The 26,894-nt window shown below is 55.5% G+C and carries 19 protein-coding genes; 11 read left to right on the top strand and 8 right to left on the bottom strand.

What is annotated here, in order from left to right; all coding sequences use genetic code 11:
* Nucleotides 1-37: 37 nt before the first annotated feature.
* Together pilM and LOC70_RS15875 are read left to right on the top strand one after the other, a co-directional pair.
* Nucleotides 38-2,233 carry a pilus assembly protein PilM gene (pilM, locus tag LOC70_RS15880; RefSeq protein WP_230254986.1) on the top strand — a complete coding sequence of 732 codons (2,196 nt, stop codon included), beginning with the start codon at nt 38-40 and terminating at the stop codon, nt 2,231-2,233.
* Between the two features lie 153 nt (nt 2,234-2,386).
* Nucleotides 2,387-3,466 carry a glycoside hydrolase family 43 protein gene (locus LOC70_RS15875; RefSeq protein WP_315857268.1) on the top strand — a complete coding sequence of 360 codons (1,080 nt, stop codon included), beginning with the start codon at nt 2,387-2,389 and terminating at the stop codon, nt 3,464-3,466.
* Nucleotides 3,467-3,537: 71 nt separating this feature from the next.
* On the opposite strand, the gene LOC70_RS15870 is transcribed toward LOC70_RS15875, so the two are convergent.
* Both LOC70_RS15870 and LOC70_RS15865 read right to left on the bottom strand, forming a co-directional pair.
* Nucleotides 3,538-5,211, bottom strand: a complete 1,674-nt coding sequence (locus LOC70_RS15870) for a CRTAC1 family protein (RefSeq protein WP_230254985.1) — start codon at nt 5,209-5,211, stop codon at nt 3,538-3,540.
* Nucleotides 5,212-5,330: 119 nt separating this feature from the next.
* On the bottom strand, nt 5,331-6,614 hold the full coding sequence (locus LOC70_RS15865) for a tetratricopeptide repeat protein (protein ID WP_230254984.1): 1,284 nt from the start codon (nt 6,612-6,614) through the stop codon (nt 5,331-5,333).
* A gap of 495 nt (nt 6,615-7,109) precedes the next feature.
* Here LOC70_RS15865 and LOC70_RS15860 point away from each other — a divergent pair, with 495 nt between their 5' ends.
* The 4 genes from LOC70_RS15860 to LOC70_RS15845 all read left to right on the top strand — a co-directional run bounded on the left by LOC70_RS15860 (nt 7,110) and on the right by LOC70_RS15845 (nt 12,181).
* Nucleotides 7,110-8,246 carry a DUF1559 domain-containing protein gene (locus LOC70_RS15860; RefSeq protein ID WP_230254983.1) on the top strand — a complete coding sequence of 379 codons (1,137 nt, stop codon included), beginning with the start codon at nt 7,110-7,112 and terminating at the stop codon, nt 8,244-8,246.
* A 190-nt stretch (nt 8,247-8,436) separates the two neighbouring features.
* The gene (gene ruvX, locus LOC70_RS15855) at nt 8,437-8,955 is read left to right on the top strand and encodes a Holliday junction resolvase RuvX (protein ID WP_230254982.1); all 519 of its coding nucleotides are present in this window, start codon (nt 8,437-8,439) and stop codon (nt 8,953-8,955) included.
* Between the two features lie 40 nt (nt 8,956-8,995).
* Nucleotides 8,996-10,657: a C25 family cysteine peptidase gene (locus tag LOC70_RS15850; RefSeq protein ID WP_230254981.1), complete on the top strand. Its 1,662-nt coding sequence runs from the start codon at nt 8,996-8,998 to the stop codon at nt 10,655-10,657.
* A gap of 6 nt (nt 10,658-10,663) precedes the next feature.
* Nucleotides 10,664-12,181, top strand: coding sequence for a sulfatase family protein (locus LOC70_RS15845; protein WP_230254980.1), 1,518 nt, complete (start codon nt 10,664-10,666; stop codon nt 12,179-12,181).
* A 142-nt stretch (nt 12,182-12,323) separates the two neighbouring features.
* On the opposite strand, the gene hisA is transcribed toward LOC70_RS15845, so the two are convergent.
* On the bottom strand, nt 12,324-13,052 hold the full coding sequence (gene hisA / locus LOC70_RS15840; RefSeq protein ID WP_230254979.1) for a 1-(5-phosphoribosyl)-5-[(5-phosphoribosylamino)methylideneamino]imidazole-4-carboxamide isomerase: 729 nt from the start codon (nt 13,050-13,052) through the stop codon (nt 12,324-12,326).
* 124 nt (nt 13,053-13,176) lie between these two features.
* Between hisA and LOC70_RS15835 the strand changes: the two genes are divergently transcribed.
* The 5 genes from LOC70_RS15835 to LOC70_RS15815 all read left to right on the top strand — a co-directional run bounded on the left by LOC70_RS15835 (nt 13,177) and on the right by LOC70_RS15815 (nt 19,241).
* Entirely contained in the window at nt 13,177-14,748 is a 1,572-nt protein-coding gene (locus LOC70_RS15835; protein ID WP_230254978.1) for a cryptochrome/photolyase family protein, read from the top strand.
* A gap of 159 nt (nt 14,749-14,907) precedes the next feature.
* A complete protein-coding gene (locus LOC70_RS15830; RefSeq protein ID WP_230254977.1) occupies nt 14,908-15,963 on the top strand; it encodes a type II secretion system F family protein in 1,056 nt (351 codons plus the stop codon).
* A 53-nt stretch (nt 15,964-16,016) separates the two neighbouring features.
* Complete coding sequence (locus LOC70_RS15825) at nt 16,017-17,291, top strand: GspE/PulE family protein (RefSeq protein ID WP_230254976.1); 1,275 nt, start codon at nt 16,017-16,019, stop codon at nt 17,289-17,291.
* 106 nt (nt 17,292-17,397) lie between these two features.
* On the top strand, nt 17,398-17,847 hold the full coding sequence (locus tag LOC70_RS15820) for a hypothetical protein (RefSeq protein ID WP_230254975.1): 450 nt from the start codon (nt 17,398-17,400) through the stop codon (nt 17,845-17,847).
* A 173-nt stretch (nt 17,848-18,020) separates the two neighbouring features.
* Nucleotides 18,021-19,241 carry an outer membrane protein assembly factor BamB family protein gene (locus LOC70_RS15815; protein ID WP_230254974.1) on the top strand — a complete coding sequence of 407 codons (1,221 nt, stop codon included), beginning with the start codon at nt 18,021-18,023 and terminating at the stop codon, nt 19,239-19,241.
* On the opposite strand, the gene LOC70_RS15810 is transcribed toward LOC70_RS15815, so the two are convergent.
* From LOC70_RS15810 to LOC70_RS15785, 5 genes are all read right to left on the bottom strand, one after another.
* Nucleotides 19,230-20,012: a PEP-CTERM sorting domain-containing protein gene (locus LOC70_RS15810; RefSeq protein ID WP_230254973.1), complete on the bottom strand. Its 783-nt coding sequence runs from the start codon at nt 20,010-20,012 to the stop codon at nt 19,230-19,232. The two genes, LOC70_RS15815 and LOC70_RS15810, sit on opposite strands and share 12 nt — an antisense overlap.
* Nucleotides 19,993-22,152 (bottom strand): DUF1559 family PulG-like putative transporter, encoded by a 2,160-nt coding sequence (locus LOC70_RS15805; RefSeq protein ID WP_230254972.1) that lies wholly within the window; start codon nt 22,150-22,152, stop codon nt 19,993-19,995. Before LOC70_RS15805 ends, LOC70_RS15810 begins: the two co-directional genes overlap by 20 nt.
* Before the next feature lie 40 nt (nt 22,153-22,192).
* Nucleotides 22,193-23,380, bottom strand: coding sequence for a DUF1573 domain-containing protein (locus tag LOC70_RS15800; protein ID WP_230254971.1), 1,188 nt, complete (start codon nt 23,378-23,380; stop codon nt 22,193-22,195).
* 212 nt (nt 23,381-23,592) lie between these two features.
* Nucleotides 23,593-24,864 (bottom strand): DUF1559 domain-containing protein, encoded by a 1,272-nt coding sequence (locus LOC70_RS15795; protein ID WP_261368042.1) that lies wholly within the window; start codon nt 24,862-24,864, stop codon nt 23,593-23,595.
* A 687-nt stretch (nt 24,865-25,551) separates the two neighbouring features.
* On the bottom strand, nt 25,552-26,730 hold the full coding sequence (locus tag LOC70_RS15785; RefSeq protein WP_255716173.1) for a DUF1559 family PulG-like putative transporter: 1,179 nt from the start codon (nt 26,728-26,730) through the stop codon (nt 25,552-25,554).
* Nucleotides 26,731-26,894 lie beyond the last annotated feature (164 nt).

The following is a 26,894-nucleotide window of genomic DNA, read 5'->3' as shown; positions in this document are numbered from 1 at the left end:
GATTCGTTCCTCAGACGTACTCCCTGGGTTCCCCTCGATGTCCGTTTCGTCTTCAACCTCCGCCTCGCTAGCCTGCGGTGCGTGCAACCATCTCAATGCGGCGGAAGCCCAATTCTGTGGCGGGTGTGGTCACTCGCTGTACGAGAAATGTGTGCAATGCGGAGACCCCGTCAGCCTTTCGCAAAAATTCTGCGTGGGATGCGGGCAAGACCTCTCGGTCTGGTTGAAACAGCGACTGACCGAACAAGAAACGAAGCTCACCGACGCCGTCACCGCCGCCAAAGAGCACGAGTACGAACGAGCATTGGCGATCCTGAATCGCTTGGCACAAAACAACGACTACCGTTTTCAATCTCTTCGTGATCAAGCCGCAGCAGCGAAAGAGAAAGTGGAAGTTCTGCAGGAGAAAGTCCACAGCAAAGCCAACCAGCGAATCGCTGCGGCCAAAGAAGCTCACGCGCAGAACAATCTTTCCGCCGCGGTGAAGCTCTTGGCACAAGTCCCCGAAAACCTGCTGGACGATGAGTCCAAGCGAATCCGGCAAAGCAGCCAAGTTCACCTCGATCAGTTGCGGGCACTCCAAAGCGAACTGCAACAATGCTTGGAAGAAAAGAACTACTCCCAAGTCGCTGGCTTGCTTCAGCAGTTGCTCGAACTGGAGCCGGAGAATGCCAAGTACCAACAACTTTCGCAGCAAGTCGGCGACAAACTGCTCCGCCGAGCAAACAAGCTTTGTTCTCGACAGGAATACGAAGCCGCTCGAAACTTGCTGACTTCGCTGCCCACCATTTGCCACAACGATCAGTACGACCAACTGTACCGCCGCAGTGACATGGCATGCTGGCTGTCAAAACAGTTCGATGTCGAACCGTTCGCCAGCAACGCACTGGGCCGGCTTGCGATGCGATACGCGAAAGAATTTCCATCTGATGGGAAAGCCGCCGAGTGCGTGAAGCAACTTTCCCAAGCGGTCAAATCCAAACGCACCACCGCCCGCGATGGCCTCGCCAATTGGCGGGGCAAGAACCAAAGCTGGCTGGGCGGACGCGTCGGCGTGTTTGCCAACCCACAATCTCTCAAGCTAGACGAATTGAGCGAACGTCCGTCCAGCTTCGCACCTTATGCGGCCGCCATCGGTTTGGCGTTGCACGCCTTGGGACGAACACGCATCACGGGAAATCTGCTTCCCAAGAAAGGAGTGATGTCCAAACTGGGCTTTTCGAAAGCAAAACCAGCCTGGGGAATCGACATTGGTTCTTCCGCCATTCATGCGGTCAAAATCCGACTCGAAAAAGGCGTCGACGAACCAATCGTCGAAGCCGTCCACCAACTTGAGTTCAAACAGCCCACTTGCCGCGGTGGATCCAAGACGGCGACTGAATTGATCCCGGAAGCGGTCACCCGGTTGTTGGAGGAAATCAACGTCGACGACACGCTCGTGTTCGCCAACCTGCCGGCCTGCGACGGTGTCGCGCGTTTCTGCGAACTTCCGCCCGTCAAGGACAAGGATGCGGACAAGCTGATCGAAACAGAAGTGAAGACTCGAATCCCGATCGCGAGCGATGACTTGGCTTTGCTGACTTGGTGCGCGCCTCTTCAAAAGGAAAGTGTGATCGGACGCCCCGTTGTGATGTCTGCCGCAACGAATCTCGCCGTCAGTCGCCGAACAGATCTCCTTGGATTGGCGGGGCTGAAGTTAGACGGGATGGTTCCCGAATCAATTGCTCTGGCCAACTTCGCTGCGTTTGAGTTTTCAGAAACGCTCGACCTGCCGGAAGAGAAGCCTGCAAAGAAGAAGAAAAAAAAGGGTGACGAAGAGGAAGAGACCGTCGCGACGAACGCCAACCAATCAATCACTTCACTTGGTAAACAACCGACATTGGCCTTGGTCGATATCGGGGCCTCGAAAACGACGCTGCTCCTGATCTCGCCCGTTTCCGTTTGGTTCTGGTCGTATGAGAGCGGAGGCGAAGATGCCACCGCGATTGCCGCTCGTCGTTGCAAAATCACCGCAGAGGAAGCGGAGCAATCCAAACGGAACCTGGCCGCGATTGCGAAACCGCACGAGGTCGACGAAGAGATTCGCGAAAAGCATGAAGTCATTCGGGCACGTCTTCGCAAACTGTTTGAGGAAGCCGACAAGACGTTCCGACACCTGGATATCCAGGAAGTCTGGTGCGTCGGATCTGCCCACCAGCAACATGGATTTATCCGCCGCGTGCTGATGAAGTAGCACCCTTCGGTCGAATGCGGCAAATGACAGCCGTGTTGCGATTTTTCGCGAGCCGTGGGTCGGCGACTGTTTCGTAAAGTTCGCCCAGACTACGATGACAAAGTTTCTTTGCCACAAAAAAACCTGTCATCCGTGCAATCGCAGCGACCAATCATGAAATCCCACGGCATTTCCACCTTGATTACGCCACGCATCGTCGCGGCGACCTTCCTGACCCTGTTGGCCTGGATGTCGATTGGCCGAACCGAGGATTCCACCGCATTGGATCCCACATCCCATTTCACCAATCCAATCGCGAAAGCGGCGGATCCTTGGGTGGTCCTGGACGAAGCGAACTCTCGCTATCTTTGGTGCCGATCGGCCAATGACCGAGGAATCATCCTGAGCGAGAGCCCCGACCTGACTTCCATGGGAACGGAGCATCTGATCTGGACGGCTCCTGACCAAGGTCCTTACTCCAAAGAGGTCTGGGCACCGGAACTTCACCTGATCAACGAACGCTGGCACGTCTACTTCGCCGCATCCGACGGCGACAATGCGAATCACTTGGCATACGTCCTCGTCTCCCAAACCAAGGATCCATTTGGCTCCTACGATTTACACGGCCCATTCGCCACGGGCGATGGCGAAGACGGCCGATCACCGAACGTGTGGGCGATCGACATGACCGTGCTCGAACACAATGAAAAGCTGTACGCACTCTGGTCGGGATGGGACAAACCGGGCAGCGACAATCAGTACCTCTACATTGCCCCCATGAAGTCGCCGACGGAAATGTCCGGTCCTCGCGTGCGAGTTTGTGACAACGACGATTACCTTTGGGAGCGAGTCGAACCGGATCCGTCACAACGTGGCCTCAACGAAGGTCCTGAAGTCTTTCAAGCCAACGACCGAACCTTTGTTTTCTATTCCTGCGCGGCTTCATGGCTGCCCACCTACAAACTGGGGCGCCTGGAGCTGATTGGGGATGATCCACTCGACCCGGCGTCCTGGAAAAAGCATCCCCAACCGGCATTCCAAAGCACGGAAGAAGTCTTCGGGGTAGGGCACTCTTGCTTCGCACCAACAATCGATCAGCAGGAGTGGTGGCATGTCTTTCACTCCAAGGTTGATCGAACGCCTGGATGGAAACGGGTGATCCACTTGCAGCCGATGTCGGTGGATGATGACGGCACTCCGAACCTGGGAAGCCCCATCCCACGGGACCAGGCCATTCGCCGCCCCAGCAAGTAGCTTCCCCCAAGCACGGGGCACCGCGGGCACCGACCACCGTGGCCACGAGCCGACCGATTAAATCCTTTCGATCAGGTGCCTTCAACCACGAAGAGCACCTGTCCCAACTCAACGTTGCTCAAGCGTTGAAGGGAGCCACTCGGCCACTGCACCTCCATTTGGACGGGGAAGTTCTCTGGAAAGCCGAAGTGCAAACGCTTTTCGTCGGTGGACAGATACGTGCCGCCCCCTGACAGCTCCTGATACCAAACTTGATCGCCCTGCGTGACGCTTACCTTCGCGCCTTGGCCCTGCCGTGGCGATTGCACACCAACTAAGTTTAACTGCAGCCATCCGCTGTCATTGGGCCTTTCTGCGACGAGGCCCGATTGATTCTCCAGCAAAGCGACCGGACTGTTTTGGTGAACCACCACCAAATCGAGATCACCATCTTGGTCGAAATCACATTTCGCCATTCCACGCCCGATCTTTGCTGTCTCAAAGAATGCGCCGGACGTCTCGCTCATTTCGCGAAACTGGCTTCCCACCATCGCGAAACACTGCGGCGGCATCTTCTGCAACTGGTTGCGAGGGTGATTGTCGACATGACCATTGGTCACCACCAACTCATCCATGCCATCATGGTTCAGATCGGCAAAAACCGCTCCGAAACCCAGCACCGACAACGAAGGCGTCCGCAAACCAAACTTCGATGTCGCATCTTGGAACCCAGCCAACCCGAGATTGCGATACAGCGTGTTGGACTCGTTGAAATAGTTGGTGCAAAACACGTCTAACCAACCGTCTCGGTCCACGTCCACCATCGCGACGCCCATCCCAGCTTCGAACTGGCCTTGCAGGTTCGTTCCACACCCGCGGAGAACCGCTTCTTCCACCGAGACGCCGGATTCGCTACCACGAAAATAAAAATTCGCCGTCGTGTCATTCGCGACATAGACGTCCAAATGGCCATCTTGATTCAGGTCCGCAATCGCCACCCCCAAACTCTTTCCATCCTCGCCAACGAGCCCTCGTTGGGACGCCTCATCCAGCAGCCTTCCGTCGCCTTGCTGGATGAATGCTCGGTTGTCCCAAGCGGCAAACTCCTGAGGCCGGCACAGTCGAGCCTCCCCATCACCATCACGACAGACCGGTGCACCGATCATGTCGTATTGCAGATAGTTGCAAACATACAAATCGAGCAGACCGTCACGATTCAGGTCCGCCCACTGGGCCGAAGTGCTCCACCGGTCATTCGGACTCGGGAAGACCTGGTGGGTGACATCTCGGAAGGTACCGTCGCCTTCATTTTGAAACAGACGATCCTTTCCGGTGGTCGTGAGATAGACATCCTCAATACCATCCGCATTGAAGTCTCCGATTGCCACCCCCTGTCCGTATTCCGAACGTGGATCAACAAAAGCTTCATCGCTTCGGACAAAGTTCGCTCCCGACCGATTTCGAAACAAAATCACACCGGGTTCCTCTGGCAAGTTGCCGGGCCTTCCAGCTCCGCCTTGCGAAAAAACCATGTCAGGCAGACCGTTCAGATCAAAGTCCGCCACACCGACACCGCCTCCCATTGACTCCGGCATCCACAGATCGGCTTGTTGCCCCGTGCGGTAAGTGAAGTTCACCCCGAGTTCTTTCGCCACGTCACGTAGCTGAACTGAACGGCTCAGCGTCTGCACCTTGTCTTCATCGCTTCCGACCTTGACGGGTGCATCTTCGTCGGCCATTTGGAGGTCACCGAACAGTCGGTCCATCGGTTCCGTCTGCGTTGACTTCGAGGTTTCTGGCTGTTCTTCAACAGTGGACTCCGATCCTTGCTTGGAACAACCGACGAACATGACGATTGCTGTCAAACCAACAAACCACCTCGCATTCATGGGGACACCCTTTCGAGCAACTTAGCCAATCGTTCGGCAACATGAGGTTGCCCCGCTAAATCAGCGTATCGTTGCATCTTTGCAAGCAGCGAAGGTGTGAGCTGATTGATGTGCGACAGATCCACAATTTCCCGCCGAACCTGATTTCCTAATGCTCCACGCGTCAGGAATCGCTGTGACTCTTCCGTCTTTCCTTGTCTTGCCATGACGTTGCCCAATTGGTGCAGTGCGATCCAGTCGTAGGGGTTTCGTTCAACCGTTGCTCGCAACGCCACTTCCGCCTCGTGCCACTCCTCCTGCATCACATGCATCGCCCCTTTCCATCTCCATGGTCGCGGGTCATCGAATTCGGAAGCGGGCACCTGAGACAACCAGCGTCGCATTGCCTGCGAGTCACCATTGACCCAAGCCCGGCGAATTTGCTCGAGAATCAATTCCACATGCGTTGGATACTTTTCTGACAATTGATCCAAACGGTCATCCAAAGCCTTTCCGCCAGAGTCGAACTGTTCGCGAGTTGTTTCCAATTCGGTTTCATTCAATCGATTGGCCTGCGCCGCGTGACAGTAGGCGATCACTTCGTAGTCGCGTGCTTCGTCCGCGTTCCCAGCGTGCCTCGCAATGGCCGCCCAACTGCTTGCCAACGATTCGCCATCGCTGTAGGTCACGATGGATGGTGCCATCAAATACACGTACATGGCCGGAGCATCCGCTTCCGCTTTGATTGCGTTATCGACGATCGATGCAACCTTGTCGTGCTGCAACGTCAATCCGTACTGGCGGAGCAATAAGCGACGCGGTTCAACAACGGTCGGATCAAGCTGAATGGCTTTCTGCAGCAACTCGATGGGCTCCGCTGGTAGATGCTTTTCGCTGGAACGGATCTTTGCCAAAAGAACGCATCGCTGCGCAAACACGGGGTGATCTTCATCAATGGCTTCCATCATCTGAACAGCCGTCGCTTCGTCACCTCGCATCCATGCGGCCAGCCCCGCGGCATAGTTAGCCTCGGGGTCATCGGGCAGATACTCACGCCACATGCTGGCGACCGCGGCAACTCGTCCCCAGCGTTGGTTCTCGCTGGCGATCTTGATTGACTCACGAAATTGATCCTCGCGGGATTGCCGCCACCAAACCCGCGTGACGGAGACTCCAGCAACGAGCAACAAAAGCGCCGACAACCACCAAACAACTCGTTTGCGACCGCCCGAGTTCGTTTCACGCTCCTGCTGATTGGGCTGTTTGCCTTGCTGATTTGCTCGGCCCTGATTTCGGTTCACCGCATCACCTTCTTCGCTTCGCCGTCAACCACACCGTAAAAAAACACAACCATCCTGTTATTGATCATTTCAGAGAACGACATAGACTAAGATATTTATCCGCTGACGCAAGTTAAGGGAAACCTAGATTAAATTAGCGTCATCCCCATTCAACGCTGCCACCAGCACTCACTTTTCGCCGTCCACGGTTCTCCATTCAAGACGCAAAAATCCATGAAACCAACAAAAACATTGCTCTCCACGCTGTTATTCACGGCAGTCCTCGCGGGATGCGGCGCTGACACATCGGTCACCACAACCGCCCCACCTCCCCCAATGACTGAGGAAGAACAACAGGCTCAGCAAGAACACTACAGCCAACCGTCTATGAAAGATCGGCAATAAGCCAAATTCAAATACGATTTTTTACCACGCAAAATGTCTCCAAAGCAGGATGCACCTGATCCTGACTTCTTTCTCCGTCTCCCTTTTCATTCCCTTTTCAAAGAGTTCACGATGAGACCTAGACTTTCGCATCGCGGGTTCACTCTGGTCGAGTTGCTCGTGGTCATCGCCATCATTGGCGTGCTGGTTGGATTGCTGTTGCCGGCAGTCCAAGCTGCACGAGAAGCCGCACGGCGAATGCAGTGCAGCAACAACATGAAACAGATGGGCCTCGCCCTTCACAATTACCATTCGGCCTACAACCGCTTGCCTCAGCACGCCGGCGGGACTGCACACGTTGCCAATGGTCCTGACAACTGGTTGATGCTTAGCATCCTGGTTCCCATGACGCCGTTCATTGAGCAGCAGGCTCTGTGGGAACAAATTAGCAATCCGTATGTGTCGTCCAACGGGACCAACTATCCCGCCATGGGACCAGCACCTTGGAACACCGGCTACGATCCGTGGCGAACGACCGTCGGGACTTTCCGCTGCCCCAGCGATCCGACCGTTGCATCGGCGGGTCAGTTCGGCATGAACAATTACGGGGCATGCATGGGCGACGGAATCAACTGGACTGACCGCGGAGGCATCAACGACAACGGCACGGATGGCAATCCGACCGCGGCCAATCAATACCTTCGCGGAATGTTCAAGAATCGTCGAGCAACCGCCTTTAGAGATGTACTCGATGGATTGTCGAACACCATCATGATGGGCGAACTCTGCACCGACGCCGGTAATCGCGAAATCATCGCGCAGCCGGTCTTCATCGACAACGGCGATGTCTTCACAAACCCGACTCACGCAAAGTGCACCACCAACGCGATCGATCCTCAACGTCCTCAGTTCTATCTTCCTTCTGCGAACTTGAATTACGGGCGAGCGGATCAATGGAACCGTGGCCATCGTTGGATGTGTGCCCTCGGGATGTACACCGGAATCAATACCATTCGTCCGCCAAACAAAGAGAGTTGCCAGTCCCACAACTCGGACGGCCGTGAGGGAACTCACACAGCCGGCAGCCGCCACCCTGGCGGTGTTCATGTTTTGCTGGGGGACGGAGCGGTTCGGTTCATCACCGACTCGATCGAGTCGGGCAACCAGAACGGCTTCATTGACCAGCCCGGTATCGAGAGTCCCTACGGCATATGGGGTGCACTCGGCACCGCGGCCATGCGGGAAACGATCGAAGCCGACTCGTTCTGATCCGTTCCGATCCAGCGAAACCCGTTCGCGGAGTCATCGACGGCCACGGCCCCACTGATGCCCGGGAATGCTTAACAGTCGCATTGCGATAGAATCAACAGCTTCACTCGCCGAGGTCAAACTTGGCGGGTGAAGCTTTTTTCGTTTCTTGATCGCTCACCCGTTGCTCAACCCGTCGCTGACTCTGCCCATGCCCACCCAAGACGCTCCCAACGATGGATTCCCAACAGAAGGACGGCTGGCTGCCGTGGATTTTGGGACCGTTCGAATTGGCATCGCGATTTGTGATCCCGATTGGATCCTGGCAAGCCCGCTGGAGATCCGCCCTGTCAGCACACCGGACAAGGACGCACAGTATTTCGCGGATCTAGCTCGTTCCGAGCGGATCGCCGCCTGGGTGGTTGGGCTGCCGATCCACTGCGACGGGGGCGAAAGCGACAAGAGCAAACAGAGCCGCGAATTTGCAAAATGGCTGCACGAAACCACCGGGCTGCCCACTCGTCTGTTCGACGAGCGTTTCACAACCGTCGCCGCCAACGCGAAAATTCGCCAAAGCAAAACCACTCGAAAGAAGACCAAACAGCGGGTCGACGCGGTCGCCGCACAGGTGCTGCTCGAGTCATTTTTGGAATCCTGCCGCTACCGAGGCGAACTGGCGGGCGTAGGACTGGAAGATTCAGCTTCCGATGCATCGCTCGATGATGCATGATGGAGGTCTCGGTCCGCTCCATTTCAACGGATGAAATGCCATGAGTCTTCACGCGATTTCCTGCCTTTTCTTTCTTTCCGCCGGCGTCCTGTGCAGTCCGTTGCATACGGCCTCGGTATCGGCTGCGGACGTTGTGGTGGTAGTGAATCCCGATTGGGAACCCGCTCTGCAACCGTGGATCACCATGCGTTCCGCGGAAGGACTGAGCATCGCGATTGCCCGCCCGGCCAACAGTCCCACCGAAACCCATCAGGCCATTTGGAACGCGGGTGAAGCAGACACCCGATACATCTTTCTGGTGGGCGACACACCCGACTTCGACACGCGTCGCGATCAACCACACGAGATCCCAACGTGGATGCTGCCGGCACCGGTGACCTCACGCTACGGTTCCACCACCACGCTCCCGTCCGACTTGCCTTACGGTGACCGCGACAACGACAAAATCAATGACGCAGCGGTGGGACGTTTGCCAGTTCGAACGTCTGAGCAACTCATCAATTTGGTCACGCGAATCGAGGCGTACGAAACCTCGAACGATTTTGGTTTGTGGCGACGCTCGTTTCAGTTGACCGGTGGAGTCGGCGGGTTCGGAGCGATGGTGGACACCGCGATTGAATCCATCACTCGAGGCGTGATCACCACGGTGCTCCCCGCGGATGCCAAACCACAAATCGCCTACGCCAGCCCCAACCATCCGTTCTATCCATCCGGAGGCTCGTTCACCGATGCGGTGATGCAGCGTTATCGCAGCGGAGCACGCTTTTGGGTCTATGCGGGGCACGGCCAGATCGACCGACTGGAACTGCTGAAGACGACCGACGCTGATGGCTCGCCCACCGATCGAGCCCAATGGTCGGTGGAAGCATTCCTGGACAATCAAAACGCATCGTTGCTTCAACGGTCACCCAGCGGAGCTTCGATCGCGGTGTTGTTGGCTTGCTTTGCAGGAGCTTACGACGCACCGGGCGATTGCCTCGCCGAACGAATGCTTTTGGCGAACGGTGGCCCCATCGCCGTGATCGCATCGTCTCGTCTTTCGATGCCGTACGGAAACGCATGCATGGGGCTGGGGTTGTTGCAATCGGTTTACGCCGGTGGCGACCAGAACACCGGTTGCTCTCGAATCGGCGATGCCATGCTGCACGCCGCGCAAACGATGCAAAGCCAACAAGCCGCCCAGCGATCCAGCATGCGAATCATGGTCGACTCGTTGGCCTCGATGCTATCCCCCGATGGCAACGACTTGAAACAAGAACGCTTGGAGCACGCCGCACTCTATCAACTACTCGGTGACCCAACGCTGCGTTTGCACCCGCCTCAGCCGTTGGAATTGCAAGTCGACTCATCCAACTCCCAACAGACAGCGAGCCAAGAAGCTCCGACTCCCGATCGACAAACACCGTCTAAAAAAACACGCACCATCAGCATTGCCGTGACCAGCCCCATCGCGGGCACGTTGATTGTCGCGGTGGATCGGCCATTGACCGCGATTACCGAGGCTCCCTCCGGCGCGACACCCGACCACGATGCGCATGGCACAACCATCACCGAGCAGAAACTCGAAGTCTCCGCCGGCCAAAGAGTGCTGCAAACGCTCACGCTGCCGCTGGGAGAATCAGGCCCATTGATCATCCGAGGTTTTGTTCATGGTAAAACAGGGTGGGCCAGCGCGGCCCAAAGAACCTCCCTCCCTGATTGATCTTCCATGCGAAATCCCCACCTTCCGGCTTCCTGCCTTCCTGCCCTCCTGTTTCTGTTCCTTTCACTCCCAACCCAGGCCAAACAACCCAGCGAAGTTGCTGGATCACGTCCCAACGTGGTCGTCATCTTCATGGACGACATGGCCTACGCGGACATCGGTCCGTTTGGTGCGAAGGACTATCCCACGCCCAACCTGGACCGACTGGCGAGCGAAGGCCGCCGGTTCACCGACTTCAGCGTTTCGTCTGCGGTCTGTTCAGCCTCGCGATCGGCGTTGCTGACCGGTTGCTACCATCGTCGACTCGGGCTGTCGGGAGCACTCGGTCCCAAAAGCAACATCGGCTTGGCACCCTCCGAAACCACCTTCGCGGAAGTCTGCCAATCCGCCGGATACCGAACGGCTTGCTTTGGGAAATGGCACCTGGGCCACCACCCAAAGTTCCTGCCGACCAACCAAGGATTCGATCAGTTCTACGGCATTCCCTACAGCAACGACATGTGGCCGTTGCACCCGGACACGATCCGGCGTCAAAAGAAGAACCCGAATGATCCTGGCAACTGGCCGCCGCTGCCGATCATCGAAGCCACCGCCGGACTAGCTCCTCGGATCGTCAATGACAACGTTCAACCATTCGACCAAGAACAGATGACGGTGGAGCTGACTCGTCGCAGTGTCAACTTCATCGAGGAAAGCAGCGACAAACCGTTCTTGCTGTACCTGCCGCATCCAATGGTGCACGTGCCGCTTTATGTCTCCGATCGCTTTCGTGGCAAGAGCGGGGCAGGGCTGTTTGGCGATGTCGTCATGGAAGTTGACTGGTCAGTGGGCCAGATCCTTACTGCGATCAAAATAGCCGGACAACAAGACAACACGCTCGTGATCTTCACAAGTGACAACGGACCGTGGCTCTCCTACGGCAATCATGCTGGTAGTGCGGGCCCACTTCGTGAAGGCAAAGGAACGCAATGGGAAGGCGGCGTGCGAGAACCCACCGTGATGTGGTGGCCAGGAAAGATCCCCGCCAACACGACGTGCGACCAGTTCTGCTCCACGATCGATATCCTTCCGACCCTGATTGAACTCACCGGCGGAGAGCCACCGAAAGCAAAGATCGATGGCCATTCGATCCTGGATCTGATGCTCGATGTTCCCGACGCTCGATCACCGCATGAAACCTATGTTGGCTACTACGGTGGCGGGCAATTGCAAACCATCCGAAACGAACGGTTCAAATTGGTTTTCCCGCATGCCTATCGAACGCTGGGTGATCGCGAGGCCGGTCGAGACGGGATGCCCAACGGGTATGCCATGACGCAATCGCAACTGGAACTGTATGACTTGGACGCCGACGTTTCAGAAAGCACCAATGTGATCGACCAGCATCCCGATGTTGTTCAACAACTGAAAGCCGCTGCCGAAGTCTATCGGCAACAACTCGGCGACAAACTGCAAAAGGTTTCCGGAAACGAAGTCCGCGGCCCGGGAAAGCTGACGGACGACGATGAACGTCTGACTTGGTAGCCATCTCGGTAATAGTCATGTTGCCCGGTCGTCGAGCGTGAGGCATCGGACGCAGATTCAGACTCAGCACTCCGGAACCACCGGAGTGCTGCCATTCACATTCAGCGATCAGGCGTCACTGGCAATCGGGCACTAATGGCAGTCAGACATCACCGGCGAGCTTCACGACTTCGCCCAGTTCCATGACTCCGTCGTACAACGAACGACCGACGATCGCGGCTGGCATCTTCATTTCGACCAACTGCTTGATATCGTCATAGGTCGTGACGCCGCCGCTGGCCACCAAAGGGATGTCACTCGCGGCGGCCATCTCGGCGAGCCCTTCAAAGTTGGGCCCCTGCATCATTCCGTCCTTGGCGATATCGGTGTAAACGATCGCGGCGATGTTCTCCGTGCGTGAACGCAACTCCTTCGCGAAATCAATCGCGGAAACATCACTGGTTTCCAACCAACCCTGCGTTGCCACTTTGCCATCCCGAGCATCGATTCCCGCAACCAACTTGCCTGGATAGCGATCACACATTTCGACGAACCAATCGGGATCCTTGAGCGCTCGTGACCCGACTACCAATCGAGTCACACCAACCTGCAACAGTGACTCGATCGTGGTTTCATCCCGCACCCCGCCGCCCATCTGACACGGCAAACCGGTTGCTTCAATGATTCGCTGCACCGCCGTTCGATTCGCGTCGGGACTGTCGCCACGAGCCGCATCCAAATCCACCAAGTGCAAACGTTTGGCCCCACTTTCTTGCCATCGTTCCGCAAATTCGACGGGGTCATCACCAAAGGTGGTCTGCTGGTCGTAATCCCCCTGGCGAAGACGGACTGGTTTTCCGTGGCGTAGATCGATGGCGGGCCAGATTTCCATGCGGTTTGCTTTGCTCTGTGCGAAAAATGCGTGAATCGGGGCAGGGTAGAGCAGGGCAGGGTTGCGGCGGCGCTACCGTGGTACGCGAGAGGATAATTCGAGACCGTCGATTGCTGGACCCGTCATGTCAAAAATTCGTCACTTGGTGCTCGTTCTGGGCGACCAACTCAACCACGATTCCGACGTTTTTTCTGATTTCGATCCGGACACGGACCGCGTGTGGATGGCGGAAAACGACGAGGAAGCCACCCACGTTTGGTGTCACAAAACCCGATTGGTTGGCTTCTTCAGTCCCATGCGTCACTTCCGCGACGAACTGCGAGAATCGGGCAAGACGGTTCTCTATCACGAGTTGACCGGCGACCGTCGAAAGGCTCGTGAAAGCTCCTTTGCGAGCGTCCTTCGAAAAACACTCGATGAACACGATGTAGAAAAGTTGCTCGTTGTTTCACCGGGTGACTACCGAGTCCGTGAACAATTGCGGGCGACCTCGGAACAAGAAGGCGTGCCGATTGAGTTTCGAAACGACCACCACTTCTACTGCACCCCTGATGAATTCGATGACTGGGCCGCAGGACGCAAGTCGATGGTGATGGAAACGTTCTACCGAAAGATGCGACAACGGCATGGCATCTTGCTCGACGACAGAAAGGAACCGGAGGGCGGTCAATGGAACTTCGACAAAGAGAACCGCGAAACCTTTGGCAAATCAGGCCCGCCCGAAATTCCTCCGGTGCCTTCGTTTGAACCGGACTCGATCACGCGTGATGTCATTGACATGGTCCAAGATCGCTTCGAGGACCATCCGGGTTCCGTGGAACAATTCGATTTGCCTGTCTGCCGGAAGGACGCGTTGAAGTACTTGAAAGACTTCATCAAGAACCGACTACCGAAGTTTGGAACCTTCCAAGATGCCATGTGGAACGACGAGACATTTCTCTATCACTCTCGGCTGTCACACGCCATCAACCTCCACCTGCTATCGCCCAAAGAAGTCGTCGACGCGGCAGAGCAAGCTTATCGCGAAGGAGAGGCGCCGCTGAACTGCGTCGAAGGATTCATCCGGCAGATCCTCGGCTGGCGAGAATACGTGCGGGGCATCTACTGGAACCGCATGCCACATTACGAGGAACGCAACTCGCTGCACTGCGATCCGGACCAAGACGTACCACCGTTCTTCTGGGACGGGAACACCGACATGGCTTGTGTTGCCGATGCAATGCGTTTACTGATCGACACCGCATACGCTCATCACATTCAACGTTTGATGGTGCTGGGACTGTTTGCACAACTCTACGGAACGCATCCACTTCGTTTTCACCACTGGCACATGGCGATGTACGCCGATGCGATCGACTGGGTCAGCCTGCCAAACGCGTTGGGCATGAGTCAGTACGGGGACGGAGGCGTGATGGCGACAAAGCCCTACTGCGCAACTGGCAAATACATCCAGCGAATGAGCAACCACTGCAAGGGTTGTCGCTATGATCCCGCGAAAGCGACCGGCGAAGATGCCTGCCCGTTCACAACGCTGTATTGGGACTTTCTGGATCGCCACCAGCAACAATTCCAAAACAATTCGCGAATGACGTTGCAGCTCAAAAACCTGGACCGCAAAGATTCCTCTGAGTGGTCCGACATTCGTTCGCGAGCAAAGAAAATTCGCAACGGAAAGCTCACTCTGAAACAACAGTGAATGCGTCGTAACATCGAAACTCAAACCACTCGTGAGACAACGATGGCTTCACGCATTCTTCACCGCACGCTCACACCGGATTGATCGGAGAAAATCATCCAAACGCTATCCTGAGGCGGCTCGTCTCAACCTCTCTCATTCACCTCAGGAAGCAACCGAGTGTTCTCCAATCGCATCGAAAACCAATCGCTCAGCACCCTGTGCGAGCGCGTCGGTGTGGCTTTCGAAGTCGGCCTCGACCCCCACCGAGTCTTCGAACGAGAAGCCAAACATGCGAGCACACTCTACGGCCGCAAAATGCGATCTGTCGCGGACCAAGTACGCGAAGGTGCGGCACTTTCTGATGCGGTGAAGTCACAAGGAAACTACTTTCCGCCACACTTCGCCGAAATGCTGGAAGGAGGTGAACGCTCGGGCAAGCTCGACCGCGTTCTCGAGCGATTGGCGGAGTACTACCAACAACTCGCTGACTTTCGCAGCATCTTCTTCAACTCAATTTTGTGGCCAATCATCCAACTGATCTTGGCAATCGTTGTCGTTGGCTTGCTGATCTACCTGCCGGCAGTTCTTCTTCCAGACGCCGAAACCAGCCGCACTGATTTGCTCGGGATCGGATTGACCGGCGAGCGAGGGGTGCTGATTTATGTCGGCCTCGTTCTGGCCGGATTGGGGATCACCGCCGCGTTTTATGTTCTGACAAAGAACGGCTTCTTCGGATTCCTGTCGGACTGGGGCAGTCATCTCCCTTGGATTGGACAAAACCTTCGGATCTTTGCAGAAGCAAGGTTTGTTCAAACATTGGCACTGACAATCGAGGCCGGAGTGGACGCGGCTTCGGCGGTCGATCTCGCTTTCCGAAGTGCGGGGACTCGACAGTTTCAATCCAAAGCAAGCCAATCGAAACAAGCCATTCTTCAGGGGCACGATCTTCATTCGACGCTCGCGGACAGCCATCTTTTCCAAGAAGAAACGATTGAGGTCGTCGAGCTTGGGGAGGCCAGTGGCAAGCTCGCGGAAACCTTGGACAAGCACTTCCGCCACTTGAAGTCCCAGGTCAAAAGCTCCATGGCCAAGCTGACCTACGCAGCATCCGCGGCCATCTGGGTCGCAATCGCCGCGATCCTAATCCTCATCATTTTTCGCGTGTTTTCTCTCTACGTCGATGGAATGGGCGAACGAGCCACCGATGTCATTCAAAGCCCATCGAGCTTCTGACACATCGCGTCCAACAGATCCCGATCGACCACCCTCAACGCAAGTCCAATCACGTGATTCAATCGCTTAAGAAAGTGCTTTCCCCCAGCCCCAATGGCACCGATTCGAAAGTCCGATCGATGGACGAACAGGTCACGGCGACCGCCGAACGCTTGAGTCGTTTCCGCGCCGAAACAACCACCTACGCCACCGAAGTGGTCGAGCAACTTCTGAGTTTCGCGGATGAGATCGGCACCAGCGACATGCACCTGCAGCCTGTGGCCGCAGGGATCGACATCCGCTTTCGAGACAATGGAGTGCTGCGACCACTGGCAACGATCGTCGATGGAATCAAGGTTTCGATCGTGACGCGACTGAAGGTGCTGTCCAACTTACTCACCTATCAGAATGACATCCCGCAAGAAGGACGCATCGCCGTTCCCGGTGAAGCTGCGGAAGTTCGTGTCAGCACGTTCCCGACACTCTACGGCGAACGCGCAGTGCTTCGCTTCTTCGGCCGAGGTGCACGCTTGCAACAACTGGAGGACCTGGGTCACACCGGACAAGTTCTGGGGCACCTTCACGATTCGCTGGCCGAAACCAGTGGCGCGGTGCTTGTGACGGGGCCAGCAGGCAGCGGCAAATCCACCACGCTTTATGCGAGCCTACGGCATTTGGTTCAAGCATCCGGAGGTAGCCGGAGCTTGCTTTCGATCGAAGATCCCATTGAGGTCCCGATTCCCGGAGTCGCGCAGTCGCAGGTCAACGCCGCCGCCGGATTTGACCTGCACACTGGACTGCGTTCATTGCTGCGGCAGGATCCAGAGGTCATTGTTATCGGCGAGATCCGAGATCGATTGACTGCTGAGATTGCCATCCAAGCCTGCCTGACGGGACAGTTGATGATCACCACGTTTCATGCTGACAGCGCGGCGACCGCGATCAGTCGGCTGCTGGACATGGGAATCGAACCTTACCTACTTCGCAGCGGACTGCTAGGAATCGTCAGCCAACGACTCTTACGGTCGTTGTGCGAGTGTGCAGTTCCATCCGAAAACCCAGACGCTTTTTGCGGACTTCCCATCGATCACTGCAAGGTTGCCGTCGGATGTCAGGCGTGCCACCAGACCGGTTACCAAGGACGCTTGCTTGCGAGCGAATTCCTTTCGCTCAAAGAATCGGCATCAGTCGACCAGCTTCTCAGCACACGTGATAGCCGACAGATTTACCGAATGGCTGTCGAGCGAGGAATGACCTCGCTTTGGGAGCGTGCCACTGACTTGGTGCGTCACGGCTACACCAGTCCCTCCGAAGTACGCCGGGTTCTCGGGATGACCATGAGAATCTGAAGCTCATGCATCTTCGTTCTTTCCCAGGGAATCGATCACCGGTCGGTCCCCCAACGCAAACAAATTCGCGTTTGCTCCAACCACCGCTCCAATCTCTTCAAGCACCATGCCTCTTCAGGACAACGACTTTGATTCTGTCAGCCTGAAACCAGTCACGTCTCGTCCGAGCGATTCTGCGACCTCTCATCGTTTGGAGCAACAACAGTCGACCGTGAAGGCTCGCAATCTTTACAACGAATCCGCGGGACTCTATCCGCTCCAGCGTGACTACCCAACACTTCGCGCGACCCAAAGAATCTTCCGACTGCTTGCCTATGCAACCGTGATGATCGTCATTCCGGGTCTGATGTTTCGATTTGCTTGGATTCTATGGTCCACCGAAGAAGGACTTCTCAATGCATTTGGCCAGTTCAGCCTCCATGCCGTCGCAGCCCTCTTCGCCATGGTGGGACTGGTGGGCACACTGCTGACCGCGTCGGAGGGAATTGAATTGGCGATTGACCTTCAGGACAACACACTTCGTATCGCCAACCAGTCAGGACGTCGCAAGCTTTGAGTTTTCAGACACCAACCATTTGCCGTCACAAGCGGCAGCTTCTTGCTAGCCTCATTCTTCTCGGGTTTGGAAGCTTCGGATGTGGCAGTCCAACAATCGAACCGACGCTGGACGTGCCACTCGAAGAACCAACTCGCGCTGACAAACCAAGCAGAATCGATGTTGCCGATTTCATGCAAAAGGGCTCGCCCGCCTACCAGCAAAAACTGGTTCAGTGGCCGACCTTGTTCGGCCCGAATCGTACCGGGGCAACGGAGGTCAGTGTCCCGGCCATCTGGCCCGACGAAGGCCCTGAACTGCGATGGGAGGTGGAGGTGGGAACGGGCTACGGATCCCCGGTGACCGCCGAAAATCGTGTCATCTTCTCCCATCGAGTCGATGACAAGGAATGGGTTCAATGCCACGACGGGCGCGACGGTTCGGTCATCTGGAAAACGCCACTTGAAACCGATGCAGTTTGTGACTTCGAATACAGCGATGGCCCGTACAGCACACCTGTGATCGATCTGCAACGTCGCTCGGTCTATCACTTCAGCGGATCGGGAACCCTCCTTTCGTTGGACCTCGATTCAGGTCACATCAAATGGCGACGCGATTTGCGTGAAGACTATGCTGTCGAACCAGAACTCTTCCCTCCCGGTGCCACACCACTCCTCGACGACGACCAACTGATTTTTTCATTGGGCGGGGCCAAACAAGAGGCTGGAGTGGTCTCGTTGCAGGCAGACGACGGAGCGACTCGATGGAGTTGCACAGAACACAAAGCGGCATACACGACACCGATCGTCGCGGAACGATTTGATCAGGGGTTCTGCTTCGTGATGACGGCCGAGGGACTCGTGTGCCTCAACCCCAGCAGCGGCACCGTCGATTGGGAGATCCCTCACCGCAGCAAGGCTCCCATGAGTTATAACTCGGTGTCACCATTGGTTTGGAACGATCTGGTTTTGATGGTCACCGGACCAGGGCCGGGTGCCATTTGCGTCAAAATCAATGCCGACCGGTCTTATGAAGTCCAGTGGAAGAACCGGCGACTGCTCGATAGCCAGTACACCAATCTGCTGTTATCCGATGGCCATGTCTTTGGGTTCACATCCGCGGGGCAGGGTGGTGCCGAACTGCGCTGCATCGAATTCGCCACGGGTGAATTGAAATGGAAGTATCACAGTGTGCTTCGCCGGGCACAGGGGCTGATCGCCGGTGAAGCGATGTTCTTCCTCGGAGAACGCGGGCACCTCGCCTCGCTGCAACGCAGTCACAACGAAGCGAAAGTCCTTTCTTTCACTCAAGATCCGCTGATGCAAGCGGATTGCTACTGCTCGCCGGCCATCATCGAAGACGGGATCGTTCTCAAAGACGAAGACCGAGTCGCTGTTTTTGATCTACGAAGGTAACAATCGGCGCTTGAACATGCTTCGGATTGATCGGGCCCGGGTGCCCATACCAACCAAAGAAATCAACAACATCGCAGCCAACGAACCGGGCTCTGGAACCGCAGTGACCGTACTGAACGTCACATTGTCAAACTGAAACTGGCGATTCGTATTCCTCTGTTTCCAAGTCAAGCTAACCAAGCCTGAGAAATCAACAGTCGTGCCGTCTTCGAGATTAACCGTATCGTCTTCGAAGTCAAAAAGAAATGGACTTAGAGACCCTGGATCAAACTCATTGGTTTTGAAACTGACTGTATTACCATTTAACTTGGTCCCGATGAACTCAACGTCCGTTGATGGGGCTGCCGACGCAGCTTGAGCGTAACCATAAAGCGTAATCTCATGCATATCGAACGTTTGCCCAGCATAAGGATTATCCAGCATCATAGAAAATGTAATATTGTTTGATGCTGCAGAACCAAGCGAGGTCGACATGCTCGCCTGCGTCGGCCAAAGCCCACTTCCATTCCGCGGATACAGAAAGTCACCGCCTGTAACTGAGAACCGCATACCGTCGATGACGTACAAATTGCCACCGTTCACGCTGGGGTTGGTCGTGGGTGAATCTGAGACAGAAAATCCGTCAGATTCATCGAAGGTCACAATGCTAGTGACCAATGCTGCCGAAGCCGTGTTTGCAAACGCAATGCACAACAATGGTAAGCAAACAATCTGCTTCAGTTTCGAACGGCATGCTCCTGTATTGCTGCAATCAACCGTCTTCATAATCATCACCTGGTGCGTTCGCTTGTGTTTGTTTCTTTGCCACAACCTGTTCAAGACCGACAGCCTCATTCAAACCCAGGCGACGATTCAGACTTCTGATGGTTGCCAGGGGACTTCCCGGATCTTGTGAATTCCACTCCTTCACTCGTGCCTGAACGTGAAGCCGGTCAAGGGACTCCGGCATCTCATTCAAGGCTTGTTCGTACCAATGGCCAGCACGATCTCTGGTTCCTTGTCGGTAGATCCCGGGCGGAAGTCCTTCAGACAACTCCCACCACAGGTCACCTAAAATCATCGCGTCGCCGGCATCCGATGCGCCGGACAGGTCTCTCTTCGCAACCCGAGCCAGTTTTTCACTAGCGCCCGCCGCCACCAGCGGCAACCCCGTTTCCCAATCACCCTTCAAAAAGCAATAGAAACGGCCGAAGGCAGAAGCGAGAGTCGCATCCGACGGGTTGTCTCGGAACTCTGACACTTTCCCGGCTGCTTGCTGATATTGCTTGTTCGCTGCGAGCAGCTGTTTTTGAAGCAAGCGAACCAGCTTTTCTGGCGAAGCCGTCGTGGCCTGTCCCGCAGGTCCAGTTCGACGAAAACCACGACGTGATTCACTGATCGGTGGAATCGCTGAGGCCAACTTCGTGACGCCGTCGAAGTCGTTCGATTTCAATCCATGGCGGATCGCAAGCAAGGCTCTTCGTGTGAATGCCAGTTGCTCCGAAGCTTTCTTTTCCAAATCGACACGCCTCGCAAACTCGAGCAACGCATCTCGATTTAGCTGATACAACTCGACCTCAAAAGTCGACGCGTGTTGATCCAGAACCGTTTGGAAAAGCGTGTAGTCTTCGCTATCCATTGCCAAATCGATCGCGAGGCTTTGCAGGGCATACGCGCCAGCAGCATCGTCGCTCATCGAAAGTGATTGATCCAACAACTCCTTGCTAAGCTGCGCAAGCGTTTGATTCTGCTTGGCCTGAAGCACCCGCTTCTGAAATAGCTGCTCGACCTTTTCCTCCGCCGCCGCGATATCGATTGACGGAGGAAGCTTCAGCCTGTTTTCGATCGTGACTTCTTCGACGGCTGACACCGAGGCTCCAACTTTAGCACTGGATTCAGCTGACTCAGCAACCTTCGCAACATCGGGCTGAACTGATGGCGAGGCTGAACTGGATGCAAGCAGTGCATCGGGTTCTTTGTGCACTGCTCCCGCACGTTGGCCGTCCCCCGATTCATGGGTCAGAGCGTTCTGCCACTGTTTCGCGGAAGCCGACTTTGCAATGAAAGCTGGCCATCCATTTGCCCACGCTGCCAGTGTGCCGCCTGACCTAAGTCCGCCAACCCATTCCTTCACGCGGTTGGGGTCCTCGGGGCTGAAATCATTCGGGCGAGTCCACTCGACGGCACGCTCATCGTTGACTTCCACCAACATCAGTGTGTTATCGATGCCATCATCGATGTTTCTGTCTTTGGGATATCGATTCTCACCAAACATGTATTTGCGATCGGCAGGTACCATCCAATTTGTTTTCTCGTCGAACCGCTCTGGAGAGACATATACATCCGGGATGAACGCCAACAGTTCTTTGTTTGGTGAACGATTCCAAGGCAGCTTCAAATCAAAACGTTCGAATAGATCCTGGTGACCGAGGTAAGGAAGAATCAGAACTCGCCAAGACAGGGTTTTGATCCCGGCTTTCACATGGGCGGATGGTGGGTAGTAACCTTTGTCTTCCTTGAAAGCTAAAAATGCTTCGGCCAACCGATTCAGGTTCTCAACGGCTTTCTGGTTCCGCTGCGATTCATCCAATGGTGTGGCAGGCTTTCGTTCTTCGATGGGCTTGATTGCACCGACGGAAGCGACCACTGCTACCTCCGATGTCGACTCGCTGGAAGGCGAATCTGCTTTGGGAGGATCTTCCACTCGCTGGGAATCGCCACGCTTTGGGATGGGCGAAGCGGGTGCGGATTCGGCAACGCTCCTTTGTTCAGGCTTTTCAGCAGACTTCGGTTGCTCCTCTCGCTCATCCGCGCTTTTGGGCCGCGTACGACGAGCAGCCTGCATCATCAATTCTTCTTTGCTGGGACCACAACCGATGCATAGCACAACCGGCATCGCTGTCATAAACAGCAACCATGAACGCCAGGACATCACTCGTTGCATTCCGCTCACCTTCAAGATCGACTGATTCTCAGTTTGCATTTGCAACCACCGCACCGATGACAGGGAACCAATTCGAAAACTCTTGGTTGCTTGGATCGCCCACTTGGATGTACCCTCGCTTTTGATCCAAGTTAAAAATCTCTGACTCGGCTCCGCGTGGAATTCGAATGGTCAGCCGATAGTCCGACTCTCGGTGGGACGGCTCGATGGAAACCTCCAGGATTTTGGGCTCCACATTCAGCACCGCGAGCTCACGATCTTCTGAGAAGTGTTTGCGAACGACCAAGTGGAACTCATGGTCGGCATCATTGGCGAGCGTCCCCAGATCCAAACCCTCTTTGGAATGCAACATTGGCGAGTGAAAACTAATGGGTGCATGAACACGACCAGTCAATTGAACGACGTGCTCGCTCAATTCGGCTTGGCCTGGTAGCAAGACCTGTACTTTCACTTCGCCTGAAAACTTCCCCGCTCGCTGTGCCAAGCAGTTCAACTGCAATTCGGTCACCGAAGCCGGTGATCGATCGTTCAACGATGGCTGCGAAGACACGGAAACTTGCTTAGCCTCCCATTGCAAACCAGGCAAATCAGACTCCACATCCACCACGGCGAACTCATCATGCAGTTGGCTGTGCAGGAACAAGGTTGCGGTTGCTTGCTCGCCAGCGTCAACGGTACGAAAAAGACCGTTTTCAGGAACAAACAGCTTCGACTTCACAACGCCTGTGACTGACAGGTCGATGACCTTCCGAGTCGGGTCATTGGTGACCACTCGAGCGATTTGCTCGTAGTTTTCCGCTTTCTTCCCGGTGTTCCAGGTGAGATCGATCGTCGTGCTCTCACCAGGTAGCAACACATTGCTTGCCGCGTTCCCGACCGTGCACTTGCAGGTGGTCTCCGCCACGTCAAGAGTCAACGGCCCGGCACCTTGATTCCGAATCTCGAAGGAATGAGTCGCGGTTGTATGCGGATCGACCAAGCCAAAGTCGTAGCTCAAGGCCGGCACCACAGCTTGAGGCAGCCCCATTTCCTTCGAATTGCGGCGAAGGGATTCCCGACGTTTGATCAGTGCGACTTGCTCTTCATAGTCCGCTCGCTGAGACGGTGCGACTCCGAAGGGAGCATAGGAAACAATGGTGGCCAGTCCGGTCGACATCGCTCCAAAAACCGAAGCCAGCAATACGCCAGCCAAGAGAAACTTTGCAGTCACACTCATACTCAATCAAATTCCTATCCGAGGCCGCACACGACCGGGAGAAGCACCCCATGGATCGTTATTCTGCATTCATTCATGTCGAGAAGAACAACGATCCGCAGCTTGCGAGACAACAACACAATTTTCAAACCGCAGAGACGGAAATCGCCACGGCATCTCGAGAGATGCCGTGGCTTTCGTTTCAGTCAACCAAGGTTTTCACCTGGGTTCAATCACTCAAAGTTGCCCTTGAAGTAGCCATCGTTGATGAAAATACCAGCGAAGAATTTGTCACGAGGCATTTCCAAGGCATCGTCGGCATAACCAACACCTGCGATGTCAGCTTCGGTCAAACCGGTAACAGGGAAACCTGGGTTCAAGAAACCGTCGGCGTTGCTATCGGCGAAGACTTCGACGTGCCCGTCACCCATCAGAATGTTGCAGCTACCAGCGTGAACGGCGTACCAGTCACGAGTGTCTTGTAGGTAAATCCCGTTGCCGCCAGGGCCGGTTGGTGCAGCACAACCCGCTGTGGTGGGCTCACCACGCTCGCAGCCGATTTGCGCGAGCAGGGTTTGATTACTGCCAATCAAGTCCAAGTTTCCGTCGGTGGCGTTCCAAAAAGCAGGTCCGTCGTTGAAGGCTTCGGTCAAGAGCGAACCGCTGGCGATGTATTCGACAGCTTCGGTTTGGTTCAGTGCGGTTCCCCAAACGCCATTGCCATCAAAACCCAAAGTGGCTTGAAGAATGGCTTCGTCAACGTCACCAGGAGCTGCACAACCGATGAAGCCAACGTTGCTGCTGCTGATGCGGCTTCGCTCCAGGTCGGCAACGCTCAGAGGACCGGTCGATCCGCCGAGACCTTTGAATCCGCCGCCCGACCAAGTGGTCAACTCGCCGCTGGATGGATCAGCTTCGGTCTTCACCATGCCGCGGACCAAGTGCCACGATGCGGCGTAGTTGGTGTTGTAACCGTTGGTGAGGAAGTAGCGAGCGATCAGCTCGGCACGAGGGTCGGTCAAAGGATCGGTTCCGGCAAATTCCCCGGAAGAACCACCACCCGGAGTGCCTTGCCAATCGGCTTTGCCGCACATACCTGCGCTCAAGCGTGCCAAAGGAGCGGCGTCTTTGTTATCGGTGGTGTCCGACCCGTAAAGGTCATTCAATTTTTCCGAACCCTTGAGTGGGTTCGATGGATCCAACGACTCGTTCATGTTGCCGTCGCCAACGTTGACGAGGTCAGCAACCCAACCGTACTCATCCATGCAACCATCGCGACGGAAGTCCGATGCTCCGCTGCAATAAGCTCCCGATGGAGCACGGTTGCTGTACTTGAACAAACCAATCCCGATGTTCTTCAGGTTGGCTTGGCATTGTGCGGCACGAGCGGCCTCACGAGCCTTGGTGATCGCGGGCAACAACAAAGCTGCCAACAATGCGATGATCGCAATCACGACCAACAATTCGATCAGGGTGAAACCTGATTTACGAAAGTTCGACTTCATTATCTTTCCTGATTTTAGCGAACGAAACCGATTTGGAATTCGTTCTTGTGTTAAGATTTGGTGTAACGAGTTTGGTGGCGTTCGGCTTCATTCGGCCCGCATTTGTTCCAGCAAACGTGAGCCCGTCGAGCGTCACCGACTCCTTCTTTCAAAGCCCAATCATTGCCGCAGCAACGACTCAAGCTTTCAGCGTGAGGACGCACCTCACGATTCTTCTTCGTTTGAAGCGTCGCTTTCATGGACGCTGAACAATTCCCCCCTTCGGTTCATCCAGTGGTCGCAAACGGTCGTTGTGAACCTTCATGGATCCGCCCGCGCTGTCGTTTTTTCAAATTCTTTGGTGGGTGTTCTACAAGAAGTTGTGACCGCCAAAAGGCTTCACAACTTGCATTCATCAACCTTTCACAAACCCTACGCATGAACTTCGCATTGCCCCTTGTTCCCTGTTGTGGGGAAATCAACTGACCTTGGCAAAACACGATTCCATGCTCTTCATTGCAACCAGCAGCGATTTAGAACCGCTGCGTGCATTCTTCACAAAACGCGAAATATCGATTAACCAATCGCTTGCACTGAAACCGAGCAATCACTCTCGGCAAACGGAACGCATGGTGCCAAAGCAATCGTTTCGCGGCACCAGCAGCGTTTACGACTTCACAAACCGATTCCGGTTTGACAGAAGCTCTTTCACAGCTCTTCGCCTTTGCTGTTGAGCGAGTAGTAGCTGGCGAGTTCGAGATCGCCGGCTTCGACTTCGTCGCTGGTCCAGAACGAGGGGTCTTTTGGGAAGCCGTTGTTGATGAAGCCATCGCCGTTCTCGTCGTAGAGTCCACGGACGCTACCGTCGGCCATCAGCACGTGGCAGACGCCACTGTGATGTGTTGACATTCCGCGGTAATCCTGACGCGTGTCGTAGTTCCACACGCGAAGCCAGCCATCCACGCCCTCTCGGTCAGTCCCTGATGCCAACGCCGGTTCTTCGAGATAGCCGTTGGTCACATGCGCAGGAACCGTGTTTTTGTACAGAACCGGCTTGCCAACGATTGGTGTGACAAACGGAGTCCCCGACGGCAAGTCGCCAACATTCGCTGACAACTGCCCAATGGGCGACGCGTCGCACAGGAGTGGCACGGTGCTGCTGGGAGCCTTCGCCGTATCGAGCAAACGAGTGGTGAGTGGTCCGCGAGTGACGTTCAGCGACTTCAGGTCGGTGGAACAAGAACTGTCTTTCGGTTGCGGGTTGCCTTCCTCATCCAAAATCACTTCGCTGCGGACCAAAAACCAAGTGGCCGCGTAGTTGGTGTTGTAACCGTCCTCCAGCATCTTGCGTTCAATGAACTCGACGCGATCCGCTGGTGATGCCTCGATCAACCGAGCCACATTCTTGATGACCGTGCCCATTTCATTGGTGTATTCCTCGGCTCCCATCTGATCCACGCAAGTATTGGCTGCCCAGTCCGCCTCGTTGTCGCTGAGCAAATGTTCAATCGCACTGCTGGCTTGAGCGGACGTGCTCGGGCAACGCATTTCGCTCACTAAGATCCCTCGTCGAACCAAGTCAGCGACCCATCCAACCTCCGTTGGCACCCCATCGCGACGAAAATCAAAGGCCCCGGAGCAGAACTCGCCATTGGGTGAATTGACCGTGCGTCCGGTGAGACCAACGCCGAATTGCTTCAGATTGTTTTGGCATTGGGCTGCCCGCGCCGCCTCGCGAGCCTTGGAAACGGCGGGAAGCAGCAATGCCGCGAGCACACCAATGATCGAAATCACCACCAACATTTCGATCAACGTGAATGCGGTTCTGAATCGCTGCTTTGAGCTGTAAGGTGCGTTGAAAACGGCTTGAGTTGAGTGGGTGGACATAACGGAAAACCATTCGGGGATTCGGGGGGAGCGGAAAGACTCCTCGCACGACCGCAACTTTTCGCATCCACCGCGAGACCTTCAACGGCAAAAGCGCCACTGCCCAACAAGCTTCACCAAAACCCACTTCAACGCTTCACCAATTCTTCATTCCGGATCATCAG

Source organism: Rhodopirellula halodulae (genome assembly GCF_020966775.1).
In the GTDB taxonomy this organism is placed as follows: Bacteria; Planctomycetota; Planctomycetia; order Pirellulales; family Pirellulaceae; genus Rhodopirellula; species Rhodopirellula halodulae.
This window is presented reverse-complemented; position numbering and strand designations above follow the sequence as displayed.

What these genes read in the sequence shown, in the direction of transcription:
- pilM (WP_230254986.1), top strand. Translation starts at nt 38, where the DNA reads ATGTCCGTTTCGTCTTCAACCTCCGCCTCGCTAGCCTGCGGTGCGTGC.
- LOC70_RS15875 (WP_315857268.1), top strand. Translation starts at nt 2,387, where the DNA reads ATGAAATCCCACGGCATTTCCACCTTGATTACGCCACGCATCGTCGCG.
- LOC70_RS15870 (WP_230254985.1), bottom strand. Translation starts at nt 5,211, where the DNA reads ATGGACCGACTGTTCGGTGACCTCCAAATGGCCGACGAAGATGCACCC.
- LOC70_RS15860 (WP_230254983.1), top strand. Translation starts at nt 7,110, where the DNA reads ATGAGACCTAGACTTTCGCATCGCGGGTTCACTCTGGTCGAGTTGCTC.
- ruvX (WP_230254982.1), top strand. Translation starts at nt 8,437, where the DNA reads ATGCCCACCCAAGACGCTCCCAACGATGGATTCCCAACAGAAGGACGG.
- LOC70_RS15850 (WP_230254981.1), top strand. Translation starts at nt 8,996, where the DNA reads ATGAGTCTTCACGCGATTTCCTGCCTTTTCTTTCTTTCCGCCGGCGTC.
- LOC70_RS15845 (WP_230254980.1), top strand. Translation starts at nt 10,664, where the DNA reads ATGCGAAATCCCCACCTTCCGGCTTCCTGCCTTCCTGCCCTCCTGTTT.
- hisA (WP_230254979.1), bottom strand. Translation starts at nt 13,052, where the DNA reads ATGGAAATCTGGCCCGCCATCGATCTACGCCACGGAAAACCAGTCCGT.
- LOC70_RS15835 (WP_230254978.1), top strand. Translation starts at nt 13,177, where the DNA reads ATGTCAAAAATTCGTCACTTGGTGCTCGTTCTGGGCGACCAACTCAAC.
- LOC70_RS15820 (WP_230254975.1), top strand. Translation starts at nt 17,398, where the DNA reads ATGCCTCTTCAGGACAACGACTTTGATTCTGTCAGCCTGAAACCAGTC.
- LOC70_RS15815 (WP_230254974.1), top strand. Translation starts at nt 18,021, where the DNA reads ATGCAAAAGGGCTCGCCCGCCTACCAGCAAAAACTGGTTCAGTGGCCG.
- LOC70_RS15810 (WP_230254973.1), bottom strand. Translation starts at nt 20,012, where the DNA reads ATGATTATGAAGACGGTTGATTGCAGCAATACAGGAGCATGCCGTTCG.
- LOC70_RS15805 (WP_230254972.1), bottom strand. Translation starts at nt 22,152, where the DNA reads ATGTCCTGGCGTTCATGGTTGCTGTTTATGACAGCGATGCCGGTTGTG.
- LOC70_RS15800 (WP_230254971.1), bottom strand. Translation starts at nt 23,380, where the DNA reads ATGAGTGTGACTGCAAAGTTTCTCTTGGCTGGCGTATTGCTGGCTTCG.
- LOC70_RS15795 (WP_261368042.1), bottom strand. Translation starts at nt 24,864, where the DNA reads ATGAAGTCGAACTTTCGTAAATCAGGTTTCACCCTGATCGAATTGTTG.
- LOC70_RS15785 (WP_255716173.1), bottom strand. Translation starts at nt 26,730, where the DNA reads ATGTCCACCCACTCAACTCAAGCCGTTTTCAACGCACCTTACAGCTCA.